Raw genomic sequence first — 21,153 nt, 5'->3', positions numbered from 1 at the left:
GCTCATGACGATGCTCCGGCCAGGCGCGCCGCCACGCCTTCGCCGACAAGCGTGAAGGCCAGCACGCTGATCACGATCATCAGGCACGGCGCTGCCATCTGAAACGGCGCATCGGCGACGTAAGGCAGTAACTCGCTGATCATCGCGCCCCATTCCGGCGTTGGCGGTTGCAGGCCGAGGCCCAGGAAGCCCAGCGACGAGATGGACAGGATCGCTGCACCAACCCCCAACGTCGCCAATGAGATCGTCTGTCGCAACACGGGCGGCAGCAGATGATGGCGCAGGATGTGCAGCTGCGACAGGCCTGCCAGCCGCGCAGCTTCGACATGGCCCTCCTGCAAGGTGGCGCGCGCCGTTGCGCGCGCCATGCGCGCGAACTGTGGCCAGAGCGTGAGCTTGATGCCGATCATCATCGGGATGATACCGCCACCGAGCAATCCTGCCAGCAGCAGCGCCAGCAAAAGGCCGGGAAAAGCGAGGACGAGATCCGCAAACCGCATGATCAAGCCGTCGGTGAAGCGACCACTTGCGGCAGCGACCAGCCCGAGTGCCAGACCGACCGTCGTCGCCAGCGCCACGCAGATCACGGCAATCCCGAGCGAGCGCGGCGCACCATGCACGACACGAGCGAGAACGTCCCGGCCCAGATGATCCGTCCCGAATGGATGCGCAAGGGACGGTCCGGCAAGCGTCTTCAGCAAATCCTGTGCAATAGGATCAGGCAGCGGGAGTGAGGGGCCGATCATGCATAGCAGCGCCAGACCACCGAGCAAGGCCAGCCCGATGCCGAGGCCCGTCAGCACGGGCGGTCGCAGCGTATCGAGGCTCGTGACCGTACTCATAGTGCCGCCCTCAACCGCTGACGCGGATCGAGCCACAGACATGCAAGATCGGCCAGCAGATTGGCGAAGGTGAACATGAGCCCTATGAGGATGCCCGCCCCCATGATCATCGGGACATCGCGGGCCAGCAGAGATTTGACCAGCAGGTCACCGAGACCGGGATAGTTGAATAGCGTTTCGATCAACACGAAGCCGTCGATTACATAGCCCATCTGCAGCGCCATGAAGGTAACGACCGGGATCGCCGCATTGCGCACGCCATGGCGGCGGAAAGCTGAACCGGGCGTCAGCCCGCGGATCTCGGCAAAGGTCATGAAAAAGCTGGAGCGCACATCGACCACGGCGTTGCGAATGACGCGCACGGAGTAGGCCGCCAGCCCGAGCGCGAGCGTCAGCGCAGGCAACAGCATGTGCCATCCCGTGCGATAACCAGCCGGCGGCAACCAGCGCAGTGACAGCGCAAATAGCGAGATCAGCAGGATGCCGATCAAGAAGGTTGGCGTCGAGGCCAGCAACACGGCTAGACCCTGCGTGGTGCGATCGATCACCCCGCCCGGTCGTGTTCCCGCAGCCAACCCGAGCGGCAAGGCGATGAGATAAGATAATGCCCACCCGGCGAGGCCGAGACCGAGCGTGAAGCGCGCGTGATAGGTGAGTTCGCTAAGAACGGGCTTGCGGGTCACCAGCGATTTGCCGAGATCGCCCTGGGCCAATCGAGCCATCCAGTGCACGTATTGAGCCAATACGGGCCGGTCGAGACCTTCTTCACGGCGGATACGCTCGGTCACCTCTTCCGTCAACCGGTCTTCCCCCACTCGCGCCGCCGCGATGCGTAGCGTCGCGTCTCCCGGCAGCGCATGCACGAACGCAAAGCACAATGTCGCCAGCACGAAAGCCGTCGCCAGCGCCTGTGTCAGGCGGGCCAAAATGATGCGGGCGAATGGTGAGCGCGGCATCATGCTTTTACTGCTTCGGTACGCGCGACCGGCAACCGATACGCAAAGGCCACGGCCATGGCTGCCAGAACGATCAGCCCGGCCCCCAGGAAACCAAGCGATGTCGGCAGCAGCGCGAAGATGAGCACATCAAACACGAGGGCCCAGATCAGAGCCGTATATTCGAAAGGTGCGAGGGTCGAAGCCGGCGCGCGGGCCAAGGCCTCTGTCATGGCAATGTGGGCCAAGCCGCCAAACACACCAGACGCCACCAACGCCAGCATCGCCGTGCCGGTTGGTGAGGCCCAGCCCAAGGGCAGGGTGAGAAGACCCATGAGGCTGCAGACGACCGCGAAATAAAAGGCGATGGCACCGGGTGCCTCGGTGGCAGTCAGGGCCTTGATCTGGACCTTGGCTGCCGCGGTAACCACGGCCATGGCGACGCCTGCCGCAACGCCGATCACGGTGGACCTGTCCAACAACGAGCCTCCTGACGAAGACATTTGCAGGGCTGGAAACAGCATGATGATCACGCCCGCGAACCCGGCAAGGCTCGCAAGGATCACGACGGGGCCGGGGCGTTCCTTCAGGAACACCATGGCGACCGGAACGACTAGCAAAGGTGCGAGGAATCCTAAAGCCGTGGCCAGCACCAGCGGCAGGTGCGCCAGCGAAACAAACGAGAAGAACATCGCAGCGCCGCCGAGTAGGCTGCGCGTTAAGTGACCCATCGGGCGGTTGGTGCGCAGACCGTTTGGCAACTGACCGCGCCAGGCGAGGTAGAACATGATCGGCACCAGCGCGACGGCGCTGCGCCAGAACACTATCTGCCCCGTTGGAGCCTCGACCGAGGCCAACCGCACGCTGAGCGACATCAGTGCGAACAGAAGTGTTGCGATGATGCGTAGCCAGATGCCAGCCAGGTCATGACGGGGAGTGGCGGCTTGGGTCGCTGATTTGGTTGCTACACGCACGTCGCTGATGACTTTCGATCCCCATCGATCATGACGAAAGGTCGCCACTCACTTCAGTGTCACGCTGTGCAGCATGTAGCGAGTCTCATAAGGGTCGATCACCAACCCCTGAACGCGGCCTGACACTGCAACTGTGTGCTCGAACCACGCAACCGCCGTCACGGGCGTTTCGTCATGGATGAGACGGGTGATGGCGTCACGGATGGTCTGTTTGCGGGAGGGATCGAAACTGGCGACATACTCATCCGCCAGCGCCTTCACCTTGTCGCGTCCAGTCCAGTTCAGCGTGCCCCAGGTCGAACGCTCGCGGGTGAAATCGGGAATGATGGTGGCGATAACCTCCGGTACATTGACGTAGGTCCGGGCAAACATGCTCATCTGCATGGTGCCGTCCCGGATCGCCGCCGGGATGTTGGCGGAGGGCACCGGATCGACGCTGATCTCAACGCCGATGTCCTTTAATTGAGCCTGCATCGCCTGGCCGATGACGGTCAGTTCCGGTCGGTTCGCGATCGTCATCATCGTGGCCGATAGCCTCACGCCATTGCGAGCACGAACGCCGTCTGCGCCCGGCACCCAACCGGCTTGATCCAGCAGAGCGCGCGCGCCGGTTACATCGCGGCTGTAAGCCGGCAACGCCTTATTGTGCCACTCAGTCAGCACGGGCGGGATAAGTTGCGTTGCGGCCGAGCCCGGATGACGCAGCACGGCGGAGGCGATGCCCTGCCGATCGATCGCCATGGAAATGGCGCGGCGCACGCGCGCGTCCTCGAATTGCGCGATGCCGGAATTGAAGGCAAGCACCCTGATGCGCGGGATGGTGAGGCTGGTGACCTTCATCTGGCCGCCAGCATCAATCCGCGGGGTCGCGCTCGGCACAGTGGTGAAAATGATGTCGGCATCGCCCGCGATCGCCACATTGGAGCGCGTGTCACCATTGGGAACAGCCGTGTAACGCGCCTTCGCGACGTTGGCAGGTCCGCCGCGATATCCGTCGAAACGCTCAAGTTCCAACACCGTCTTGCCGTCGATCTTCGCGATCTTGAACGGACCGCTGCCGATCACCCTCACAACCTTGCCGTCAGCGCCGTAAGATGCCGGCGCGAGGATCACAGAGGCATAATCGACCAGAACAGTCGGCAGATGGCTGAATGGCGTCTTGGTGCGGATCACCACCGCATTGCCCTCGGCCTTCAACTCGTCAACGGGGATCTGTTGCATGCTTTCGCCTGCGAGGGCGAGTTTGAGGCTGGCGACGGCAGCCTCTGCCGTCAAAGGCGAGCCGTCATGAAAGGTGAGACCGCTGCGGATGGGAAAGCGCCACGTCAGACGGTCTTCTGCCACGCTCCAGCTTTCAGCAACGCCGCCCACCAGCTTGCCGTCCGGCTCGACCATCACCAGCGTCTCGGCGATCTGCATTCTGGCCATGATGTAGCCAGTGTCAGACGGTTCGTTCGAGGTGTATTCCCACGGTGCCGCCACCCGAAGAACACCGGGCTCGGCGAATGCAGCCGCCGGTATGGCGGACATCATTGCACTGACGCTAGCAGCAAGCAGCAGACGGCGGGTGAAGGACAAGGACATGACAGGTTCTCTCTGTGTTGGATAAGGAGGTCAGGTTGTTTGACGAAAACCCGCCGCGTCAGGCGCAGGCACGGGAGTATTTGGGTTTTTGTCGAAAGCCGCCGGGCGCGGCTCCACAAGACGGGCTGCATCGCCCAACGGCGGAACGCGTCCGAGAACGCCCGCACGCATCACCTCAGGGCGTTCGAAACGCTCCATGAAACCATCGGCGCGAGAGGCATAGAGTTCAAACGCATCAAGGATATCCGATGCATGGCATTCTGGATCGAGATCGCCGAACACATAGGTGAACTTGCCCTGCCCGGAGAAAGCGATCACGCAGGGCCGTTTGCACTGGCTCATGCAGCGCACATCGCGCAGTAGGGTGAGGTCCAGGCCACGCTTTTGCGCCTCCGCCTCGATGGCTTCCGCCAGTCTTACACCCGGCCGTTCCGTATCTTCGCCCTTCCAACCCTCTGGGCGGCAACGGAAGCAGACCGATAGTACGCCGCGGCTAAGACCGATTGCTTCATCCACCAATTGTTGGCCAACGCTCACGCGGCTTGTCCTTTGCCCCAGAGCGGGAACGGATCGGCGAGGTTTTGGTGTGACTTCGAAATACCCGTCGTGACGGCACCCACGAGGCATTCATCAAGACTGGCACGGATGGCGGCTTCGTCCATGTCCGTGCCGCCGATGAACACCAGTTCCTGGCGGCGGTCGCCCCAGCTCGGTGTCCAGTGCTTGCGCATCAGCGACTGGAACTCCGGTGATTTGGGCCAGCGCTCCTTGGGCACGGCGGCCCACCAGCTTCCCAGCCCTTCAGTGCGCGTGATTTGGCCCGCCAATGAGAGTTCGCCAACCCAGTTGGGCCGTGTCGCCAACCAGAAATGCCCTTTGGCGCGGATCACGCCCGGAAGGCGCTTGCCCAAGATCGCGTGCAGCTTTTCCGGGTGAAAGGGTCTGCGCGCGCGATAGACGAACGAGCGGATGCCATATTCCTCGGTCTCGGGCACATGGTCGCGGAAGCCGAACAATTCCTTGTGCCAGAGCGGATGCTCCTGCGCCTTTTCCTCGTTGAACAGGCGCGTGTTCAGCACGGCATCGAGCGCGACGCGGCTGTTGTCAGTCTCGACAATGCGGGCGTCGGCGTTGAGGCCGCGCACCACGACACGCACCTTCGCCAGTTGTTCGGGCGTGACATCGCTGACCTTGTTGATGACAACGACATCCGCGAACTCGATCTGCTCGACCAGAAGATCGACCATGGTGCGGTGATCCTGCTCGCCAGCCGTTTCGCCGCGATCCTTGAGGAAGTCCGTGCTGTCATAGTCACTCAGCAGGTTCACGGCATCGACAACCGTCACCATCGTGTCGAGCCGTGCCACGTCATCGAGGCTGGCGTCGTCCTCATCGCGGAACGAGAAAGTGGCGGCGATCGGCAAGGGTTCGGCAATACCGGTACCCTCGATCAGCAGATAGTCGAACTTCTTTTCGGCAGCGAGGCGGCGCACCTCGACCAGCAAATCATCGCGCAAGGTGCAGCAGATGCAGCCATTGCTCATCTCGACGAGTTTTTCCTCGGTGTGCGACAGCCCGCCATTCTCGCGCACGAGGTCGGCGTCGATGTTGACCTCGCTCATGTCATTGACGATGACCGCGACGCGCTTGCCTTCGCGGTTGTTCAGCACATGGTTGAGCAGCGTCGTCTTGCCAGCCCCCAGAAAGCCCGAGAGCACAGTGACCGGCAGGCGGCGGTCGATGAACATATCGGCGCGATCCATCAGGCAGGCTTTCCAAGAGAGGTGTTATGTTGTAACAGTTTGCATGTTACACTATAACATTACACATCGAGTCAACCCTCAAACGAGTTTGCGATGGGACGGCATGATCCGCAGACGCTGAATGCGCGCGCCGAGCAGGTGCTGGCCTTGCTGCGGGAATCTGCCCAGCCTTTGGGAGCCTATGAACTCGTGCATCGCCTCGCTGACGGTGGGGACCGGATCGCACCAACGCAAGTCTACCGGGTGCTAGGTGCGCTCAAGGATGCTGGCCTCGTCCTGCGCGTCGAAAGCAGGAACGCCTTCATCGCCGCGCAGCATGTTCATCAACCTGACGAGCCCGTGGCCCTGCTGGTCTGCGCTTGCTGCGGCAAAGTCGAGGAAGCCGATGCCGAATTCATCGCGCCGGCCTTGAAGCCAACAGCACAGGCTTTCGGGTTCACTCCACTTCGGACATCGCTGGAGGTGCTCGGCGAATGCGGCAACTGCCGCGATCGACCAGGTTGAGCAATCCGGATCAGCGCTCTTGTTTTTCACGTTTCAGACCCCCGTTCACAACAACAGGATCTCCCATGCGAACTCTAGTTTCTGCCGCTCTCATGCTCGCTCTCGTCACTGGTGCAACCGCCGCAGAAAAGGCGGTGTATCGGGCGGTCGTAGCTGATCACTCCAGTGGCAAGATCACGGTGGTGGATGCCCTGACCGGGAAGATTATTGCCAATTTTGGGGTTGAAGGCCCCGCTCGCCTCAAGGCCAACGAAACCGGGCGCCTCATCTATGCAACCCAGGGGGCACAGGGCCGCGTGGACGTGATCGACAGCGGCGTCACCGTGACCAGCCATGGCGACCACGCGGACGTCGACGCAAAGGCACCGCGCATGACCACGGCGTCCATTCTTGGTCTCAGGCCTTCTCACATCAACATCGACAATGGCCGTGTTGCCGCCTTCTTCGATGGTGATGGGCAGGCCAGCATGTTTGCGGAAGAGGCCTTGCTGGGCGGCAAGGGCAAGCCTGCCCTGATCAAGACCGCAGCACCTCATCATGGCCTTGCGGCACCTCTCGGCACGTTTACCGCTGTCAGCATCCCGCATCCGACCGATGACAAGGCCCTGCCCATTGGCATCGACTTGCTCGACCGGGTGGGCAAATCCGTTGCGAGGTCCCCCGATTGCCCGCGCATGCACGGCGAAGCCAAGTCTGGTGCGACCTCGGCCTTCGGCTGCGCCGATGGTGTCCTGCTGCTGCGCATGACCCGCACCGGCGGCACCTTCGAGAAGGTTGCCTACACAACGACGCTGCCCACCGAGCGGATGGTGCGCAACATGGCTGGCGGCAATGCCACCAAGTCCTTCCTCGGCGATTTCGGCGCCGACGGAATGATCATTCTCGACCCGGTCGCCAAGGAATTCAACTTCGTGAAGTTGCCATCACGCCGCATGCATTTTGCCCGTGACAGGGTCAATGGAGATTTCGGCTTTGTCGTCACGGAGGATGGCCAGCTTCACAAGATCAACGCGCTGACGGGCAAGATCGAAGGTTCCCTTGCCGTTACAACCGCCTATTCTATGGAGGGTGGTTCTGCTGTTCCACGGCCACGTCTGTCAGCCAGCGGCGACCGTGTCGTGGTCTCCGACCCCGCAAAGGGTCAGATCCATGTGATCGATAGCGCGAGAATGGCGGTCACACACAAGGTCAATGTCCCCGGCGCACCGTTCGATATCGTCGTGGTCGGGGCGAGTGGCGAGGATCATTGAGGTGCATTGGTTCCGGTTACAAGTGCGACGCAGGGCTCTGCATTCGAGCGATCGTGAGCGCTAGAGCGGAATCCGATCAGGTTGCATCATAGCCTGCGGCACTGAAATAGTTTGCGCACTCTGCGGGCGGGAAGAGGTTGAGGATGCGCCCGATGGCGTCCCACAGACCTCCGATGGTTCGCTCGGCGGCTTTTCTTAGCAGCGCCTTGAGCTTGGTGAAGGCGTTCTCGATGGGGTTGAAGTCGGGGCTGTAGGGCGGGAGGTAGCGCAGATCGGCCCCCGCCGCCTCGATCATCTGGCGTACGCGCGGCCCTTTGTGGCTGGACAGATTGTCCATGACGACCATGTCGCCGGGCCGCAGTTCCGGGATCAGCACCTTGGCCACATAGGTCTCGAAGGCGTCGCGGTTGATCGGCCCATCAAGCACCCAGGGAGCGATGAAGCCGCGCAGCGTCAGAACGCCGACAAAGGTGGTCGTCTTCCAATGGCCATGCGGGACACCGACCCGAAGCCGCTCGCCACGCCGGCAACGCCCATGGCGGCGTGCCATGTTGGTCGAGGCCCATGTCTCGTCGATGAAGACCAGCCGGTCCGGATCGAGATCGAGCTGATCCTCGAACCACCGTTCGCGCCGGATCAGGACGTCGGGACGGTCTTGTTCGGTGGCGTGCGCGGTCTTTTTTTGCGCGTGATGGCGTGGCGCGCGAAGAAGCGCTGGATCGTGCCGAAGCCGAAGATGAGGCCCTGTTCCGCCAGGCTCGCGCGAACTTCCTCGATGGTGGCGTCCCTGCCAGGGCCAAGCGCGGCCATCACCGCATTATGGTGCGCCTCGATCCGGTCCGAACGTCGGTCGCCGCCAAGCCGCCCTGGGCGCGGATCGCCTTGGTCGCGCTCTCGCTTGCGCCACCGGCTGACGCTTGCGGCGCTTACGCCGAACCGCTCGGCCGCCTCGCGATGCGTTGCACCCAACGCGACAGCCCCCAAAACCCGAACCCGAAGATCGACCGACAGCGCTCTCGACATGCCTGCCGGCCTCCGCCCGGCAAGCATGTCTGAATCACTTCGCTCATGATTTGGGAATCCCTCCCGATTCACTCAGGTTGGGTTCCGCTCTAAGCAGGTCGCTGACCACCAATGTCCGCAATCGAGCAACTCGTGAACAATGACTGGTGAAGGGGCGCAAGCCAGACTTGTTGCTTTCGAGCGGAAGCGTCTGCTTCCCTGACATGGAACCAACGCATAGTCGCGCTACCGGTGGCGTCGATTTTAACAACTGACCTCGACGATGGGCTCATTCGAAGATTCTGTCGTCATCCCCGAATTCGGCATGAAGCATCGTCATCTGCTGAAGCTGGTCGATAAGCTCGTCATGCTCGCCGCCATGGGGAAGCCCTTCCATGACCTGTCGGAACGCGGCTGCACCTGCTTCGATTTGAGCGGTCAAGGCAACCTCAATCGGTAAGCTTCCTGCGGAGGTGGTTGGCGTAGATGGAATTCGGCTGTCATGGGCCAATTGGCGATAATCAACACGCCCAACACGGACCGGTTTGGACTGCCTCGTAACCGGCACAGTTGGTGTGTCGGCTTGTCGTTCAATGACATCAAGAGATGGCTCGGCGCTGGCTTTTGTCGCTTGCGAACTTCCCATGGCTGCTCCCGGAGTCGCCGAGACATTATTCCCGACCGATGCAGGCACAGCAGCCGTCGCCAACCCCCCGCCTGCATCCGCGTACGGTTCCAACTCCGGCACGCTCACCGACTGGAACCTGACCTCCTCCAGCGCCTGCCTGTAGGGCCGATCATCGTGGTAGATTACGCGCTCGAGCTCAAATGGCGGTGCGCTTGACACGAGCAGGATGATCTTGCGCGGATCCATCTGGCGCAGCTGCTGCGGCGTGCGCAGGGGCACCGCGTCGTAGTCGGTGTTGATGGTCTTCTGCCCAAGCATGCCACCGCGCCGGAGCGAGGCGCGTTTCAGCTCGATCGTGGTTTCGCCGAGCATCTTCGAGAGGTATTCAGAGGTATCGAGGTTGTCGATGCGGATATAGAGCTGGGTGGCGCAGGCCGAGACCGTCGTCTCGCGGACCGCCTTGCCGTAGACCTCATCGAGCTGCGAGAGGTTCTGCAGCACGATCACTACGCGGAAGCCATAGCCGGCGTTGATGGTGAGTTTGCTGATAAGATCGTCCATGCGGCCAAGCTGCCGGAATTCGTCGATCATCAGGAGGACCTGATGCGGCTCGTCACGTTGGGGGGGCGCCACCATCAGCACATCGTGGATCTGCTGGATCAGGATGTTGAGGAGCGGCCGGAAGGCGTCGAGCTGGGCGACCGAGCAGCCAATGAAGATCGACATCCGCTTGCGGCGCAGCTCCCGGATATCGAAGTCGCTGGTCTCGGTGGCCGCGGCAACCAGCTGGTTGTTCCAGGGGTTGAGCGCGATGTTGAGGTTAAACACCGCCGAATTGCGGGTTTCGGGTTCAAGCGCGATGTACTGGTTGAAGGCGTCGAGGACCCAGGAGGGCAGGTGCTGGCTTTCCGTCTGGACGATGCTTTTGAGGTAGGCCGAGATGTCCTTGCCGGAGACCAGCATCCTGGCGACCGATCGCAGATGCCGGGTGTTTTCGCAGAGCGGCGAGGTCAGCACGTAGCCGATCATGGCGGCGAGCAGGAGCCGGGCAGATTTCCCCCAGATTTCGCCAGGAGTATCGGGCACGATGAACCCTGCGACGACCAGCGCATCGGTCGGCATGGTCGCGTCGCGCCGGATGAATTCCAGCGGATTGTAGCGGTGCGAGCGCAGTTCACCGGGATTGAACAGGTAGACCTTGTCGCCCGATGCGGCACGGTAGGCGCCGAAGATGGCGAAGTTCTCCTTCTTGGGATCGAAGAAGACGGCCGAGCCTTGCCACATGATCCCGTTCGGCCCGATGAAACTCTGGCCCTTGCCTGAACGAGTGGGCCCGACCACGAGGACATGGCCGGGCTCGTCCGAGGTGATGGTCGCGCCGCTGAGCCGCCCCAGGATCAGTCCTCGCCGGGTGGTGAGCTTGCGTTTCTCCGCATCAAGCACCGACCCGAACCTCGCTTCGCCATAGGGTTTGAGGGGGCGCAGGACATGCGCTGCAATGGCAAGGCCAACGCCAGCCGCCAACACGAGGCCAAGTGCGATGCCGCCTCGGATGATCGTCTCGGCCTGCGTTGCGGGGAACATCATCCGCCGGTAGAAATGATCCGCGCTGCGCAGCAGCGCCTGAGCCGAATACTCGGCATTCAGGCTCTGCAGCAGCGCCCAGCGCACCGCGCCTTCCGAGGGCAGGGCAGGGTTGAAGCGCCAGCCGACGATGATGGCGTAGACCAGGCTCCAGGCGAGGAAGAGGAACGCGGCCCCAACGAGCGCGATCACGAGCCTGGCCGACCAGCGCCGCATCAGATGCGCCCCTTTGCGTCGCCGTCGAGGCCTTGCTCTTTGAGCCAGATCGGCATCTTCGAAAACTCGACATGGGTCATGACGCGCTCGCCGCCGGTCATGCGCCGGAACTGCACGATGATCGGGATGACCGAACGGATGTAGCTGGCGATCTCGGCTTTCATCAGGCCCAGCCCCGCCTGCATCACCATCAGGCTGAGCTGCTCGACCGCGCCTGACGGGGTATCGGCATGGACGGTGGTGATCGAGCCAGGATGACCGGTGTTGATGGCACGCAGGAAGGAATAGGCTTCAGGCCCACGGATTTCGCCGAGGAAGATGCGGTCTGGCCGCAAGCGGAGCGAGGCCTGCAGCAAGCTCTCGATGGTAACGCGGGCGAGGCCCTGGTCGCCTTTGGAGGCGATCAAAGCCAGGTGGTTCTCATGGGGCGGCTGCAGCTCGCGGGTGTCCTCGATGGTCAGGATGCGCTCGTCTGATGGCACTTCGGAGAGCAACGTGTTGAGGAAGGTGGTCTTGCCGCTCGACGTGCCGCCAGAGATCAGGATCGAGATGCGGCTTCTGACGGCAAGGCTCAGGAAGGCGGCGAAGTCGCGGGCGTGCAGCAAGGCACAGAGCTCCCGATCCGTCTCCGACAGATCCTCGTCAACAACGACAATGGTGCGGTCGAAGGCGCCCATCGCCAGATAGTCGGCAAGATGCAGCTTCTGGATGACCTGCTTGCGAATGGCGAAGCCACCGCCTCCCGTGGTCGCGGGCGGCAGCACGCCCTGGAAGCGCTCACCGGTTGGCAGTGCGGCGCTCAGCAAGGGATGCTCCTCGTTGACGGCCTGGTCGGTCGCGCCGGCGACGCGCTCGCATAGATGCCGGATTTCGGCGGATGTGAGCTTCGGGACTTTAAAGCGTCGCATCGCCGGTTCGCCCATGACCTCGACGAAGACGATGCCCGGGCCGTTGGCGACGATCTCGACGACACGCGGATCGGCGAGCCAGGGCCGGAGCGGCTCGAGCGCACGGTCGAGATAGACCGAACCGGTGCTGTGGCTGGAAATTTGCCCGGTGCTTTCCCCAGCATTTGGCCCGGAGCTACGGAGCGCGCTGGCGTTCACGTTGGATCTCCCTCAGCGCCTCGCGGACGGGATCGGGATAGAGCCCCGAGAAATCGAGATCGCGACGCACGAAGACGATCACGCGCGTACCCTGATCGAGATGGATGGTGGGCGGGATGTTGATGGAGTCGCGCAGCGCCTCCTGAGCCAGTTGTGTCAGCGTCTGGCTGGTGGTCTGCGCCGCAATCTGGCGGCCGCGATCCGATTGGGACAAGCCCCCGCTGTTGTTGCCGCCGGTCTGGGTGGTGGTGCTGACGCCGGTCACAGGGTCCGTCACCGTCACCGTCGTGCCGGTTGGGTTGGTGTCGCGCACGCCGAGGCCGGCGATAAATTGGGAAGCTGCTCCTACGACGCTCAGCACGATCGCCGCGCCGAAGCGCTCAAGGTACTTGTTGTCGACAAAGCCAGTCGCACCGCTGCGGCCAAGATCGTCGGTGCCGATGGAGCCGAGTTGCACGGACACCCCGTCCGCGCGCAGCATCCGCGTCCAGACGATAAACACCCGCGTCTGGCCGCGTGTAATGCCGGAGCGGTAATCGCCGATCAGGCGGCTGCCAGACGGGATGAGGATGCGACGCCCATCAAACGACCAGACATCCTCGGTGGTCACGGCGCGCACCATGCCTGGCAGGTCCGAGACGACCGCGTTTTCGAGCACCGCGCGGATCATGGTACCTTGCGGCACGAGCGCGTCGATCCGCCGGTTCTGCGAGGCCTGCGCTGTCTCGACACCTGCGGCCGCAGCCTGATTGAGAAAGCGCCGGTTCGGATCGCTCTCCTGATCACGCGTGCTGGGCTCTGATCTGGGGCCCGCTATCGCGCCGTCAGCCCCGAGCGCCACCTCGCTGCCCTGGTCAATAACGATGCTGCTGGCACGGAAGCGCTCCCAGCGTCGCCGCTCTTCTTCGGCGAGGCGGCGTGCCTCGCTGTCATCGGCAGGCGGTGTATTCCGAAAACCCGGTTGAATGAGGATGGGCTGTGGCGGCTCTGGCGGAGGAGGGGGCGGGGTGAGCACGACCGGAGGCGGAACAGGCGCTGGCGGGATGGGTGGAGGCGGCGGTGGTGGAGCTGCCGGGATCTGGATCGTGCCCTGGTTGCGCTGTGGTGGCGGCTCGCCCAGGGACGGCGCTGGAAACTGCGTTGTCCGGAACTCCTCATTGTCAGGCCGGATGAAGGACGGCTGCGGCGTCTGCAGACCCTCATAGATGATGTAGCCGGCGAGCAGGATCGCGCCGAGCGGCACGACCACCTTCAGGAACGTGCCCACATTGGATTGGGGGCGCGCCACAGCCGTTGCCGCCGCGCTCTCCAGATCAAGCTGCCGCCATTGCTCGGGTGTCGGCATCACGGCGCCCTCCCTGCTGAATTCAGGCGCGCGTTGGCGGCCATGTTCTGGCGTCGGGGAGGCTGAGCGGTGCGCTCACCCACCCGCTGCGGCGCGAAGGGCTCGACGCCGGTGGGCTCAATGACGTTGGTCAGGCGCTGGTTGAAGACGCAGGTAACATCGTCGCCATTGCGCAGGGTCCATTGATAGTTGACCCGGTCGACAACGATGTACGGCCCTTCACGGCGAAAGTTGACCAGGCTCTCGTTGCGCTGGCGGTCGACGATGTAGATCGCGGGAACCTGGGCCTCGAAGCGGAAGAAGGTTTTGACACCATCGTCGAAAATGACGGAGGGCTTGTTGGCGGATGAGCCCTTGTAGCCGTAGTCCGTGTTGGCGTTGGCGACATTGAGATTGCGCAGGTTGGGCTCGGAGGCGCGTCGACGGGCCTCGTCCAGATCAGCCACCGTTGTGGCGGTGTCAGGATAGGTGAAGCGCACCGCAAAAACCTGGTTGCGGATGTTGCGGAACCCTGAGCGCAGCACAAACACATAGTGCCGCTTGGTGGTGAGCACATTGAGGTTGGCAAGCGCATCCTTTTCGGCCGGTTTGACGAAGAGCACATTGCCGCGCTTGTTCGGTTCGATCTTGAAGCCGAGCGCGTCGCCAGCACCGAGCGTCTCGATCTTCTCGTCATCCTCGAAGACGATCATGGTGGACGCGCCGAAGGTCACGTCGATCGCCACCACCTGATCACGGTGATAGGCGACGTAACGGATGCGGCTATCCTTCGGGCCGGGCCGGGGCAAGGTGTCGGCCAGGGCTGCGGCGGCGCTCAGGAACGAGCCGATACCAAGCCACAGCATGATGCAGGCAGCCCCCCAATTCATTGCCGCGTCGCCCCGGTGGACTGGGCAGGTGCAGGCGCAGGACTAGGTGCAGGAGCAGGAGTGAAGCCGGGTGAGAAGGCAGGAGCGGAAACAGGAGCGGAAACGGGCGCGGCAATTGGGGCAATGGCGGGCACTGTCTCCTGATCGCGCCGATACTCCAGCACCTGGAAGCCGAGCGGGTTCTCGAAGCGGACCTCGTTGCGGGCAGGGGCGCTGGTGTAACGGAAGCGGACCAGCGACTGCCAATGGCGGGTTGTGATCCCGGTGCTGCGTCGTTCGTCCGTCGAGAAGCGCACCAGCGCGGTGCGGGTGTTGGGGAAGGTGACGGATTTGATCGTCACGGACACAAGCGTGTTCGCGCCATAGAGCCTGACGAGATTGTTGGGGTTGCCGGGCGAATAGATCTCGGTCAATTCGCGCTGGGCGTCGCCGGTCGAGAGCAATTGCGCCAGATCGAAATTGTCCTTGAGCGCGCGGGGGTCATAGGTCTCCCGCGTCCTGACATAGCGCACGACGTTGAACATGGTGATGGCTTCGTCAGGATTGAGCGGGTCCTGAGCCAAGGGGCGTTTGACCTCGACGAAGCCGGACGAGCGGTCGACCACGATCATGTAGGGCTCATAGCTTTTCAGCGGCAGGACCATGACCAGCGCGGCGACCGCGCCGATGGCGATCACCGTCATGATGAGCGTGACGGTCCAGGCAATGGCGCGCGAGAAGGCGTTACGGCGGGCGATGGCGGTCTCCCACGTCGCGCCGTCCCGGTAATAGGTCTGCAGCCCCGGATCAGGCTTGATGCCTTGTTGAATCGCCGTCGCATCCGCCGCCATGGTGTCTTTCGCCTTTGCCTTTCTGTCTTTCTGCTGTCTGCTCGGCTCTGTGCCAGCTGCCTCCGCCTGACCTGCCGACTCTCACGCCTTTGCTTTCACCTCCCCCTCTGGCATCAACGATTGCGCTTCACGGCCTTGGGGGCTCGCGGCGGCTGAGCTGCGACTGGATCTGCCGCGCTTCGGCCGTGTCGAGATAGCTGCGCTGCGCCAGCATGCGGCGGCCGACGCTGCGGCCCTGTTGCCGTTCGGTTGTGGTCAGCCCGCCAAGGTAGCGCTGGAAGCCGTCGCGCGAGGCGCGGGCACCACCCACAAGACGGCCAGCAGCGGCTGAAACATTATTCCAGCCGCGCCGTGTCGAAGGCACGCCAAGCGCGAATCCGCCGACGATATTGGCGGCCACGGTCGGGATCTGCATCAGCAGGAAGAAGCCGATCAGGGCGACAACGATGATCGGGCCGACATTGCCAAAAGTGGCGGTCTGGTTGGCGGCTACCCCGGTCGCCGCATCGAAATACTGCTGCGAGAGCGCGAGAAAGAAGGCGAGGAAGGCGTAGATCAGCACCTGCACCACAAAATATAGCACGATCGTCCGGATCCAGCCGGAGAAGAACTGCGAGGTGAAGCCGAACAGCAGCAGGATGATGAAGATGGGCCCGAGCGCCAGCAACAACCACATGAACAGCTTGGCCAGCGTGATGACGAAGACCGCATAGGCAATCAGCAGCGCCACCGCGACGACCATGATGCCAGCGAAGATGTAGGGGCCGGCGGAGAGATAGCCGGCATTCTGCGTGAACGCACTGGCGAGGTTGAGGGTGGTGTTCCAGACATTGGTCAGCGCCGTCTGCACGGCATTGACGGAGGTAAGGTTGACGCCAAGCCCGGTGTTGTTGGCATTGGCCACCGCGCCCAGCATGGCGTTGCCGATGGCCCCAGGCGTCTCGTTGAAGAAGGTGTAGGCGAACACCTGAAAGTCCGACCAGGACGTCGCCATGGTGTAGATCAGGAACACCCGAAACAGCCGAAACACCGCCTCGAGCGGCCCACCACGCGCTGTGCCGAACCAGAGGCCAAACCCCCAGAAGATGACGTAGAGGGTCAGAAGCAAGGCCGCGACATTGACCCCTGTGCCGCCCGCACCCGAACCGGTCAGCGCGGCAGCCAATTGCTGATAGGCGTTCTGGACGAAAGTGGTGCCGATCTGGTCGACACGGGCCAGAAAGGTGTCGACCGTGAAATTCATGGCATCATCCCCGACGGTGATCTGGGGGCGTTGATCGAGCGCAGCGGGCCGCAGGGATCGACAACGGGAATGCCGCCTGCGCTGAGCTGGTCGAGCGGCGATCCTGTCACGCGCTGTGCCAGGGGCGCATAGGAGAGTGCTGGCGTGCCGCCCTCGTCCGGACCGCAAGGGGCCTTGAGCTCACGATAGCCACAACCGCTGAGGCCGACCGCCAACGCCAACAGGATCGCAATGCGCGTCTTGCGACATGTTGCATCGTTCCCGGCATCGATCCGGGACCGCCCTATGGCGATGTCGGAGACTCTGGCCATCAGCGTGCCGGAACCACAGACATGGCGCGCGATGTCGAGGACAGGAGTTGAAGCCGTTCGAGGTTCTGCTGGTTGGTGGCCGCGACCGCGTTGTTCACGACGCCGGTCAGCTCGTTGATGGTCTGGCCGGTCTGGATCTGCACCATGGTGTTCTGGTCGACCGAGCCCTTGAGGTCGCGCGCTGTTCCGATCTGTTGCCCGCCAGCTCCAAAAGCCTGGCTGCGCTGCTGGATCGCGCCTTGCGTCGAAGTGACAAGGCCCGCCATGGTCGCGGCGAGGTTGACGGAGTTCTGGTAGCCCTGGTCGTTGCCGGTGCGCTGGCCGTTGAGCAGGCCAGACAGCGACTGCACAAGCTGCAGGCTGTTGATCAGCTGCGTGACCATGGCTTGCGAGCCGCCCATGCCTTCAAAGGACAGTGGCCCGCCCGATATCACCGCACCGAGCGAGGGAGCCTGTCCCATGGAGAAGCCACCACCCAGCGCCATGCTGGCGAGCTGGCCCGCCTGGCCTGTGCGGTCGCCGGTCACCGCTTCAAGCGTCGCTCTCGTGTTCTGCATGATGTCGCGGGAGGCGGTGAGGATGTCGTTTGTGGTGGTGGCGATCTCGGTGGATTTCTGGAGGTTGGCTCCGTCGAGGACGGGCACCTGCGCGAAAGCCGCGCCGCTCCAGAGGAGGGCTGCTGCGATCATCGCAAGCCGAAAGCCGGTGGTCCCATGGCGGGGCCTCGCCAGCATTGGCTTTGTCGCTCTTGCAACCGTCGATCCTTTTTGGGTCGTCATGATCCTCTCCTTTCGCTGGCTACCGATTGGTCTGAAGCGCGGTCATCAGATCAGTCCCCGGCACTGCTGACGTTGATGATGCGGCAAGGGCGGGCATGACCCCGGCGCTCTGAGCAGAGCTCTGAACACCACTGAGATAGACGGACACGTTGCCTGTGCTGTCGATGAAGCGTTGCGACACACAAGCCGGATCCGGCGTGACGCCCGGCGCAGTGGTGGAGCAGGCTGAACTGGCGGATCGGCAAGGATCGTCTGCCGTGCCGCGACCGATCAATCCACCAGCGCATGTGGTGCCACCAACGGGACTTTGCGCTGGCAGCCCCGTGTTCATCCCGCCCGCGCTGGCGCTGAGTTGTCCGACAGTGAACAGGTTCGCGGTGTTGAGCGCCTGCACCAGCAAGTTCGCCGATTGGGTGGTCTGGTTCCAGGTGATGCCGTTCTGGGTGCGCACGGCGCTGTTCTGATCGAGCGCGGCTGTGACGGTTGGCGCCGTGCCGACCCCCACTGTCATCTGACGGTACTGTGCCTGGCTGTCAGGAATGATCGCAGCTTGCGTATCGACCCCGCCGATCACCGTCGATGTACCATCCATCAGGCTGCGCTGCTGCGCGTTTCGCCCCGGATTGACAGCTGGAATGACGACAGGGTTGCCAGCAGGTGTGGCAGCGGGCGTTACAGAGGCTTGTGGCGCGCGTTGAATGCCGAAATCGAATTGCCGTATCCGGCCCTCGCCACCATTGGGCGTGATGGATTGGGTGGTATCCCGCGTCGTGCCGCGCTGGCCGGTGGTCGCGGCGCAGCGGATGCCCTTGGCGTTGGTCCCGGTTTTGCGCGTGGTCTCGAGCAAGCGGACCTTCACGGTCGAGGTTTCGGTGCGCTGGTTGAGGATCGCCTGATCGCGCGTTGGCACGGCGCCCAATGCTGAGAAGCTCGACGCCGACACAAGCGCGATGATGGTGAGAGCCAAGCCGATCCTCATGCCGCCCTCCCCAGGAAATGCGGTAGCCAGGCTGCGGGATCCTCGCCATGCCGCTCACGGAGCGCTGCGCATTCGGCCAGCGTTTCGGTTCGGCCCGAGAGCACACGGACCAGGTCCGGCATTGACCCGAGGTCGAGCCGTGCGATCACCGAATCCTGGCCAGACTTGATCAGGAACTGGCGGCTTTCTGGGACATTTTCGCGGATCCAGGCGACCTCGTGGCGGCTCAAGCGAAACGCCTCGCTGTAGCTCTCGTCATCGGCCTTGGCGTTGGGGAAGAAGATGTTGGTCAGCGATTGCTCGATGATCGTGTTGGCGTCAGGCGATCTGACGATGTCCTTGGCGGTCTGCGTGCCGAGGCCGACGATGCCGTTGCGCTTCCGGATGGTCTTGAGCTTGTCCTTGATGAAATAGGCGAACTCCGGATCCTCGAGCATCTTCCAGTCTTCATCGATGAAGATCATCACCGGATCGCCGGTGAAAAGCTCCTCGATCCGGTGGAAGATGTACATCAGCGCAGCCGTCCTGATGTCGGGCAGGTCAAGCACGCGCGTCATGTCGAAGCCGAAGATCGAGGTGACGGAGAACCGGTCGTCTGGATTGTTGAAGAGCCAGCCCTTTTGTTCGGGCGCGACCCAACTGGCCAATCTCGACATGAGATCGCCCTCGTTCTGGCGAAGACGGCCACGAAGCAGCGTCGCGAATTCCGGCAGCGTGCGGCCCTCAGGCCCGCCGGCCAGCACCGTGTTTACGGCATTGCGGATGACCTGCTGTTCCGAGGCCGAGAGCGTCTCGTGTTGGCTCGGCGGCTTGAGCATAAAGCTGAACAGCTGGAACAGGAACTCGCGGTTCGCCCCATTATCGGTCAGCATCAGCGGGTTGAAGCCGGTCGGCTCGCCGGGGTTCAGCACCTCGTATTGCCCGCCCATGGCGCGGATGAAGATCTCGGCGCCGCGATCCTTGTCGATGTAGACGAGCTTGGGCCTTGGCTGGATGCGCAAGGTCTGCGCCGAGATGAACGACATGAACACGGTCTTGCCCGAGCCGGTCGGCCCGACCACGGTGAAGTTGCCGATGTCGCGGACATGATGGTTGTAGAAATACGCCGTCTGCGATGAGGTCTCGAGGATCGAGATCGGCAGGCCCCAATGGCCGCCACTTGGCCTGCCCGAGGCGTAATTGTGCATCGACATGAAGCCTGCGAGGTTTTTCGAGCTGATCAGGCTGCGCCGCGCGATGTAGCCGAAATTGCCCGGCAGCATGGCCCAGAAGGCCGGCTCGCAGTTGAGATCCTCGCGCGTCCACAGCATCGAGCGGTCGGTCAGCGCGCCGCCGACTGCCGTAACGCAGGACTGCAGATCAGCCATGGACCGACCGAGGCAGAAGACGCTCATATGGTGCTCGCCATAGAGAGCGACGGAACCCAGCAATTCGTCGCGGGCTTCCGCCAGATGCTCGGCAACGATGGTGCCGGCCTCGTCTGACATGTCGACCTGACGATCGATCAGATTGATCGTGGACAGCGCCTCGGCCCGGTCGACGATGCCGAAAGACTGCGTGACGATGAACTCGTGCGGCACGCTCAAAAGATTGTCGATCGAGCCGGGTCCTGTGTAGGCCGGGTATTCGCGCACCGAGAGCATGGCGCCGACGCGTGAATCGGTCGGCGACGCGCCCTTGATCTCGACGGCGTTACGGCCGAACGAAATCCGCTTGGTCGCCAGCGCCTCGTTCAGCGGCATGCGCGGCAGGGGCATCGGGCGGGGCAGGGCGCCATTGAGCAACTGCACCAGGAACTCGAGCGGCTCCGACATCCAGATGCCGTCTCGTTTGACGACGCCAAGCGTCCGCGCGCCATAGGGCCCGAGGCTCTGCTTGAGCGCCGCAGCGGCTTCCAGCAGTTCGGTGAGCGCCGTCTTCTCATCGACGGACTCGCCGGCAGCATCGCGCTTGCCCATCAAGCGTTTCATCATCACGTCGAAGGTGCCGACATGGCCCTGCATGTTTCGGCGAAGCAGGGTCAGATAGATGTCGTTGACGAACATGCGCTTCCTGCCAAGCGAGGCCATGTAGCGCTCGTCAAGCTCACGGCAGAAAGCGTTGTCGAAGCTCGAGGCAATGCTGGGAAACACCTCGCGGCGGATGATGTGCGAGGTCAGCGCGAAACGGGAATTGCCGAGCGTGCGCAGGACGTCGTTGCGAGCGAGCAGGCGAACATTGAGCTCTGACTGGTCGGCTGTCTCGAACGAAAACCCATCGAGCTTGAGGACAGTCATCAGCACGCCGTCAGCGAGTTTGATCACCTCGTCCTGGACGTGCCTGAGATAGGGGACATGCCGCGCCACCGGCAGCTCCCGGCTCGCAGCCCGGCCGTAGGTCAGCTCGTTGAGAAGGGCGTTTGCGACCATG

Annotated in this window: 19 protein-coding genes; 2 read left to right on the top strand and 17 right to left on the bottom strand. The window is 62.9% G+C overall.

The window, feature by feature from the left end; translation table 11 throughout:
- Nucleotides 1-2: 2 nt before the first annotated feature.
- From HEQ16_01700 to HEQ16_01675, 6 genes are all read right to left on the bottom strand, one after another.
- The gene (locus HEQ16_01700; GenBank protein ID MCO4052777.1) at nt 3-578 is read right to left on the bottom strand and encodes an ABC transporter permease; all 576 of its coding nucleotides are present in this window, start codon (nt 576-578) and stop codon (nt 3-5) included.
- Nucleotides 579-838: 260 nt separating this feature from the next.
- The gene (locus tag HEQ16_01695) at nt 839-1,801 is read right to left on the bottom strand and encodes an ABC transporter permease (protein ID MCO4052776.1); all 963 of its coding nucleotides are present in this window, start codon (nt 1,799-1,801) and stop codon (nt 839-841) included.
- Nucleotides 1,798-2,652, bottom strand: a complete 855-nt coding sequence (locus HEQ16_01690) for a DMT family transporter (GenBank protein ID MCO4052775.1) — start codon at nt 2,650-2,652, stop codon at nt 1,798-1,800. The genes HEQ16_01695 and HEQ16_01690 overlap by 4 nt, the downstream gene beginning before the upstream one ends.
- Nucleotides 2,653-2,799: 147 nt before the next feature.
- The gene (locus tag HEQ16_01685) at nt 2,800-4,335 is read right to left on the bottom strand and encodes an ABC transporter substrate-binding protein (GenBank protein ID MCO4052774.1); all 1,536 of its coding nucleotides are present in this window, start codon (nt 4,333-4,335) and stop codon (nt 2,800-2,802) included.
- A gap of 30 nt (nt 4,336-4,365) precedes the next feature.
- Nucleotides 4,366-4,872: a DUF1636 domain-containing protein gene (locus HEQ16_01680; protein MCO4052773.1), complete on the bottom strand. Its 507-nt coding sequence runs from the start codon at nt 4,870-4,872 to the stop codon at nt 4,366-4,368.
- Nucleotides 4,869-6,083, bottom strand: a complete 1,215-nt coding sequence (locus HEQ16_01675; GenBank protein ID MCO4052772.1) for a GTP-binding protein — start codon at nt 6,081-6,083, stop codon at nt 4,869-4,871. The genes HEQ16_01680 and HEQ16_01675 overlap by 4 nt, the downstream gene beginning before the upstream one ends.
- A 108-nt stretch (nt 6,084-6,191) precedes the next feature.
- On the opposite strand from HEQ16_01675, the gene HEQ16_01670 reads away from it, so the two are divergent.
- Both HEQ16_01670 and HEQ16_01665 read left to right on the top strand, forming a co-directional pair.
- Nucleotides 6,192-6,602, top strand: a complete 411-nt coding sequence (locus HEQ16_01670) for a transcriptional repressor (protein MCO4052771.1) — start codon at nt 6,192-6,194, stop codon at nt 6,600-6,602.
- 92 nt (nt 6,603-6,694) lie between these two features.
- Nucleotides 6,695-7,852, top strand: a complete 1,158-nt coding sequence (locus tag HEQ16_01665) for a hypothetical protein (protein MCO4052770.1) — start codon at nt 6,695-6,697, stop codon at nt 7,850-7,852.
- A gap of 76 nt (nt 7,853-7,928) precedes the next feature.
- Here the strand turns inward: HEQ16_01665 and HEQ16_01660 are convergent.
- The 11 genes from HEQ16_01660 to HEQ16_01610 form a co-directional block, all read right to left on the bottom strand.
- A protein-coding gene (locus tag HEQ16_01660; protein ID MCO4052769.1) for an IS630 family transposase occupies nt 7,929-8,875 on the bottom strand; the annotation gives its coding sequence in 2 pieces (ribosomal slippage) (nt 7,929-8,530 and nt 8,530-8,875; 948 coding nt in all).
- 268 nt (nt 8,876-9,143) lie between these two features.
- Nucleotides 9,144-11,153: a type IV secretory system conjugative DNA transfer family protein gene (locus HEQ16_01655; protein ID MCO4052768.1), complete on the bottom strand. Its 2,010-nt coding sequence runs from the start codon at nt 11,151-11,153 to the stop codon at nt 9,144-9,146.
- A gap of 128 nt (nt 11,154-11,281) precedes the next feature.
- Nucleotides 11,282-12,331 carry a P-type DNA transfer ATPase VirB11 gene (virB11, locus tag HEQ16_01650; GenBank protein ID MCO4052767.1) on the bottom strand — a complete coding sequence of 350 codons (1,050 nt, stop codon included), beginning with the start codon at nt 12,329-12,331 and terminating at the stop codon, nt 11,282-11,284.
- 34 nt (nt 12,332-12,365) lie between these two features.
- The gene (locus HEQ16_01645; protein ID MCO4052766.1) at nt 12,366-13,733 is read right to left on the bottom strand and encodes a TrbI/VirB10 family protein; all 1,368 of its coding nucleotides are present in this window, start codon (nt 13,731-13,733) and stop codon (nt 12,366-12,368) included.
- Nucleotides 13,733-14,602, bottom strand: a complete 870-nt coding sequence (locus tag HEQ16_01640) for a TrbG/VirB9 family P-type conjugative transfer protein (protein ID MCO4052765.1) — start codon at nt 14,600-14,602, stop codon at nt 13,733-13,735. The genes HEQ16_01645 and HEQ16_01640 overlap by 1 nt, the downstream gene beginning before the upstream one ends.
- On the bottom strand, nt 14,599-15,432 hold the full coding sequence (locus HEQ16_01635) for a virB8 family protein (protein MCO4052764.1): 834 nt from the start codon (nt 15,430-15,432) through the stop codon (nt 14,599-14,601). Before HEQ16_01635 ends, HEQ16_01640 begins: the two co-directional genes overlap by 4 nt.
- A 127-nt stretch (nt 15,433-15,559) precedes the next feature.
- On the bottom strand, nt 15,560-16,675 hold the full coding sequence (locus HEQ16_01630; GenBank protein ID MCO4052763.1) for a conjugal transfer protein TrbL: 1,116 nt from the start codon (nt 16,673-16,675) through the stop codon (nt 15,560-15,562).
- The gene (locus tag HEQ16_01625) at nt 16,672-16,986 is read right to left on the bottom strand and encodes a hypothetical protein (GenBank protein MCO4052762.1); all 315 of its coding nucleotides are present in this window, start codon (nt 16,984-16,986) and stop codon (nt 16,672-16,674) included. The genes HEQ16_01630 and HEQ16_01625 overlap by 4 nt, the downstream gene beginning before the upstream one ends.
- The gene (locus HEQ16_01620; GenBank protein MCO4052761.1) at nt 16,986-17,675 is read right to left on the bottom strand and encodes a conjugal transfer protein; all 690 of its coding nucleotides are present in this window, start codon (nt 17,673-17,675) and stop codon (nt 16,986-16,988) included. The genes HEQ16_01625 and HEQ16_01620 overlap by 1 nt, the downstream gene beginning before the upstream one ends.
- A 109-nt stretch (nt 17,676-17,784) precedes the next feature.
- A complete protein-coding gene (locus HEQ16_01615) occupies nt 17,785-18,732 on the bottom strand; it encodes a hypothetical protein (protein MCO4052760.1) in 948 nt (315 codons plus the stop codon).
- Nucleotides 18,733-18,740: 8 nt separating this feature from the next.
- Nucleotides 18,741-21,152, bottom strand: a complete 2,412-nt coding sequence (locus HEQ16_01610) for a VirB4 family type IV secretion/conjugal transfer ATPase (GenBank protein MCO4052759.1) — start codon at nt 21,150-21,152, stop codon at nt 18,741-18,743.
- Nucleotide 21,153: the final 1 nt, after the last annotated feature.

The organism is Bosea sp. (in: a-proteobacteria) (genome assembly GCA_023910605.1).
Taxonomy (GTDB): Bacteria; Pseudomonadota; Alphaproteobacteria; order Rhizobiales; family Beijerinckiaceae; genus Allobosea.
This window is presented reverse-complemented; position numbering and strand designations above follow the sequence as displayed.

What these genes read in the sequence shown, in the direction of transcription:
- HEQ16_01695 (MCO4052776.1), bottom strand. Translation starts at nt 1,801, where the DNA reads ATGATGCCGCGCTCACCATTCGCCCGCATCATTTTGGCCCGCCTGACA.
- HEQ16_01690 (MCO4052775.1), bottom strand. Translation starts at nt 2,652, where the DNA reads ATGTCGCTCAGCGTGCGGTTGGCCTCGGTCGAGGCTCCAACGGGGCAG.
- HEQ16_01685 (MCO4052774.1), bottom strand. Translation starts at nt 4,335, where the DNA reads ATGTCCTTGTCCTTCACCCGCCGTCTGCTGCTTGCTGCTAGCGTCAGT.
- HEQ16_01675 (MCO4052772.1), bottom strand. Translation starts at nt 6,083, where the DNA reads ATGTTCATCGACCGCCGCCTGCCGGTCACTGTGCTCTCGGGCTTTCTG.
- HEQ16_01670 (MCO4052771.1), top strand. Translation starts at nt 6,192, where the DNA reads ATGGGACGGCATGATCCGCAGACGCTGAATGCGCGCGCCGAGCAGGTG.
- HEQ16_01665 (MCO4052770.1), top strand. Translation starts at nt 6,695, where the DNA reads ATGCTCGCTCTCGTCACTGGTGCAACCGCCGCAGAAAAGGCGGTGTAT.
- HEQ16_01645 (MCO4052766.1), bottom strand. Translation starts at nt 13,733, where the DNA reads ATGCCGACACCCGAGCAATGGCGGCAGCTTGATCTGGAGAGCGCGGCG.
- HEQ16_01640 (MCO4052765.1), bottom strand. Translation starts at nt 14,602, where the DNA reads ATGAATTGGGGGGCTGCCTGCATCATGCTGTGGCTTGGTATCGGCTCG.
- HEQ16_01635 (MCO4052764.1), bottom strand. Translation starts at nt 15,432, where the DNA reads ATGGCGGCGGATGCGACGGCGATTCAACAAGGCATCAAGCCTGATCCG.
- HEQ16_01630 (MCO4052763.1), bottom strand. Translation starts at nt 16,675, where the DNA reads ATGAATTTCACGGTCGACACCTTTCTGGCCCGTGTCGACCAGATCGGC.
- HEQ16_01625 (MCO4052762.1), bottom strand. Translation starts at nt 16,986, where the DNA reads ATGGCCAGAGTCTCCGACATCGCCATAGGGCGGTCCCGGATCGATGCC.
- HEQ16_01620 (MCO4052761.1), bottom strand. Translation starts at nt 17,675, where the DNA reads ATGATCGCAGCAGCCCTCCTCTGGAGCGGCGCGGCTTTCGCGCAGGTG.
- HEQ16_01610 (MCO4052759.1), bottom strand. Translation starts at nt 21,152, where the DNA reads ATGGTCGCAAACGCCCTTCTCAACGAGCTGACCTACGGCCGGGCTGCG.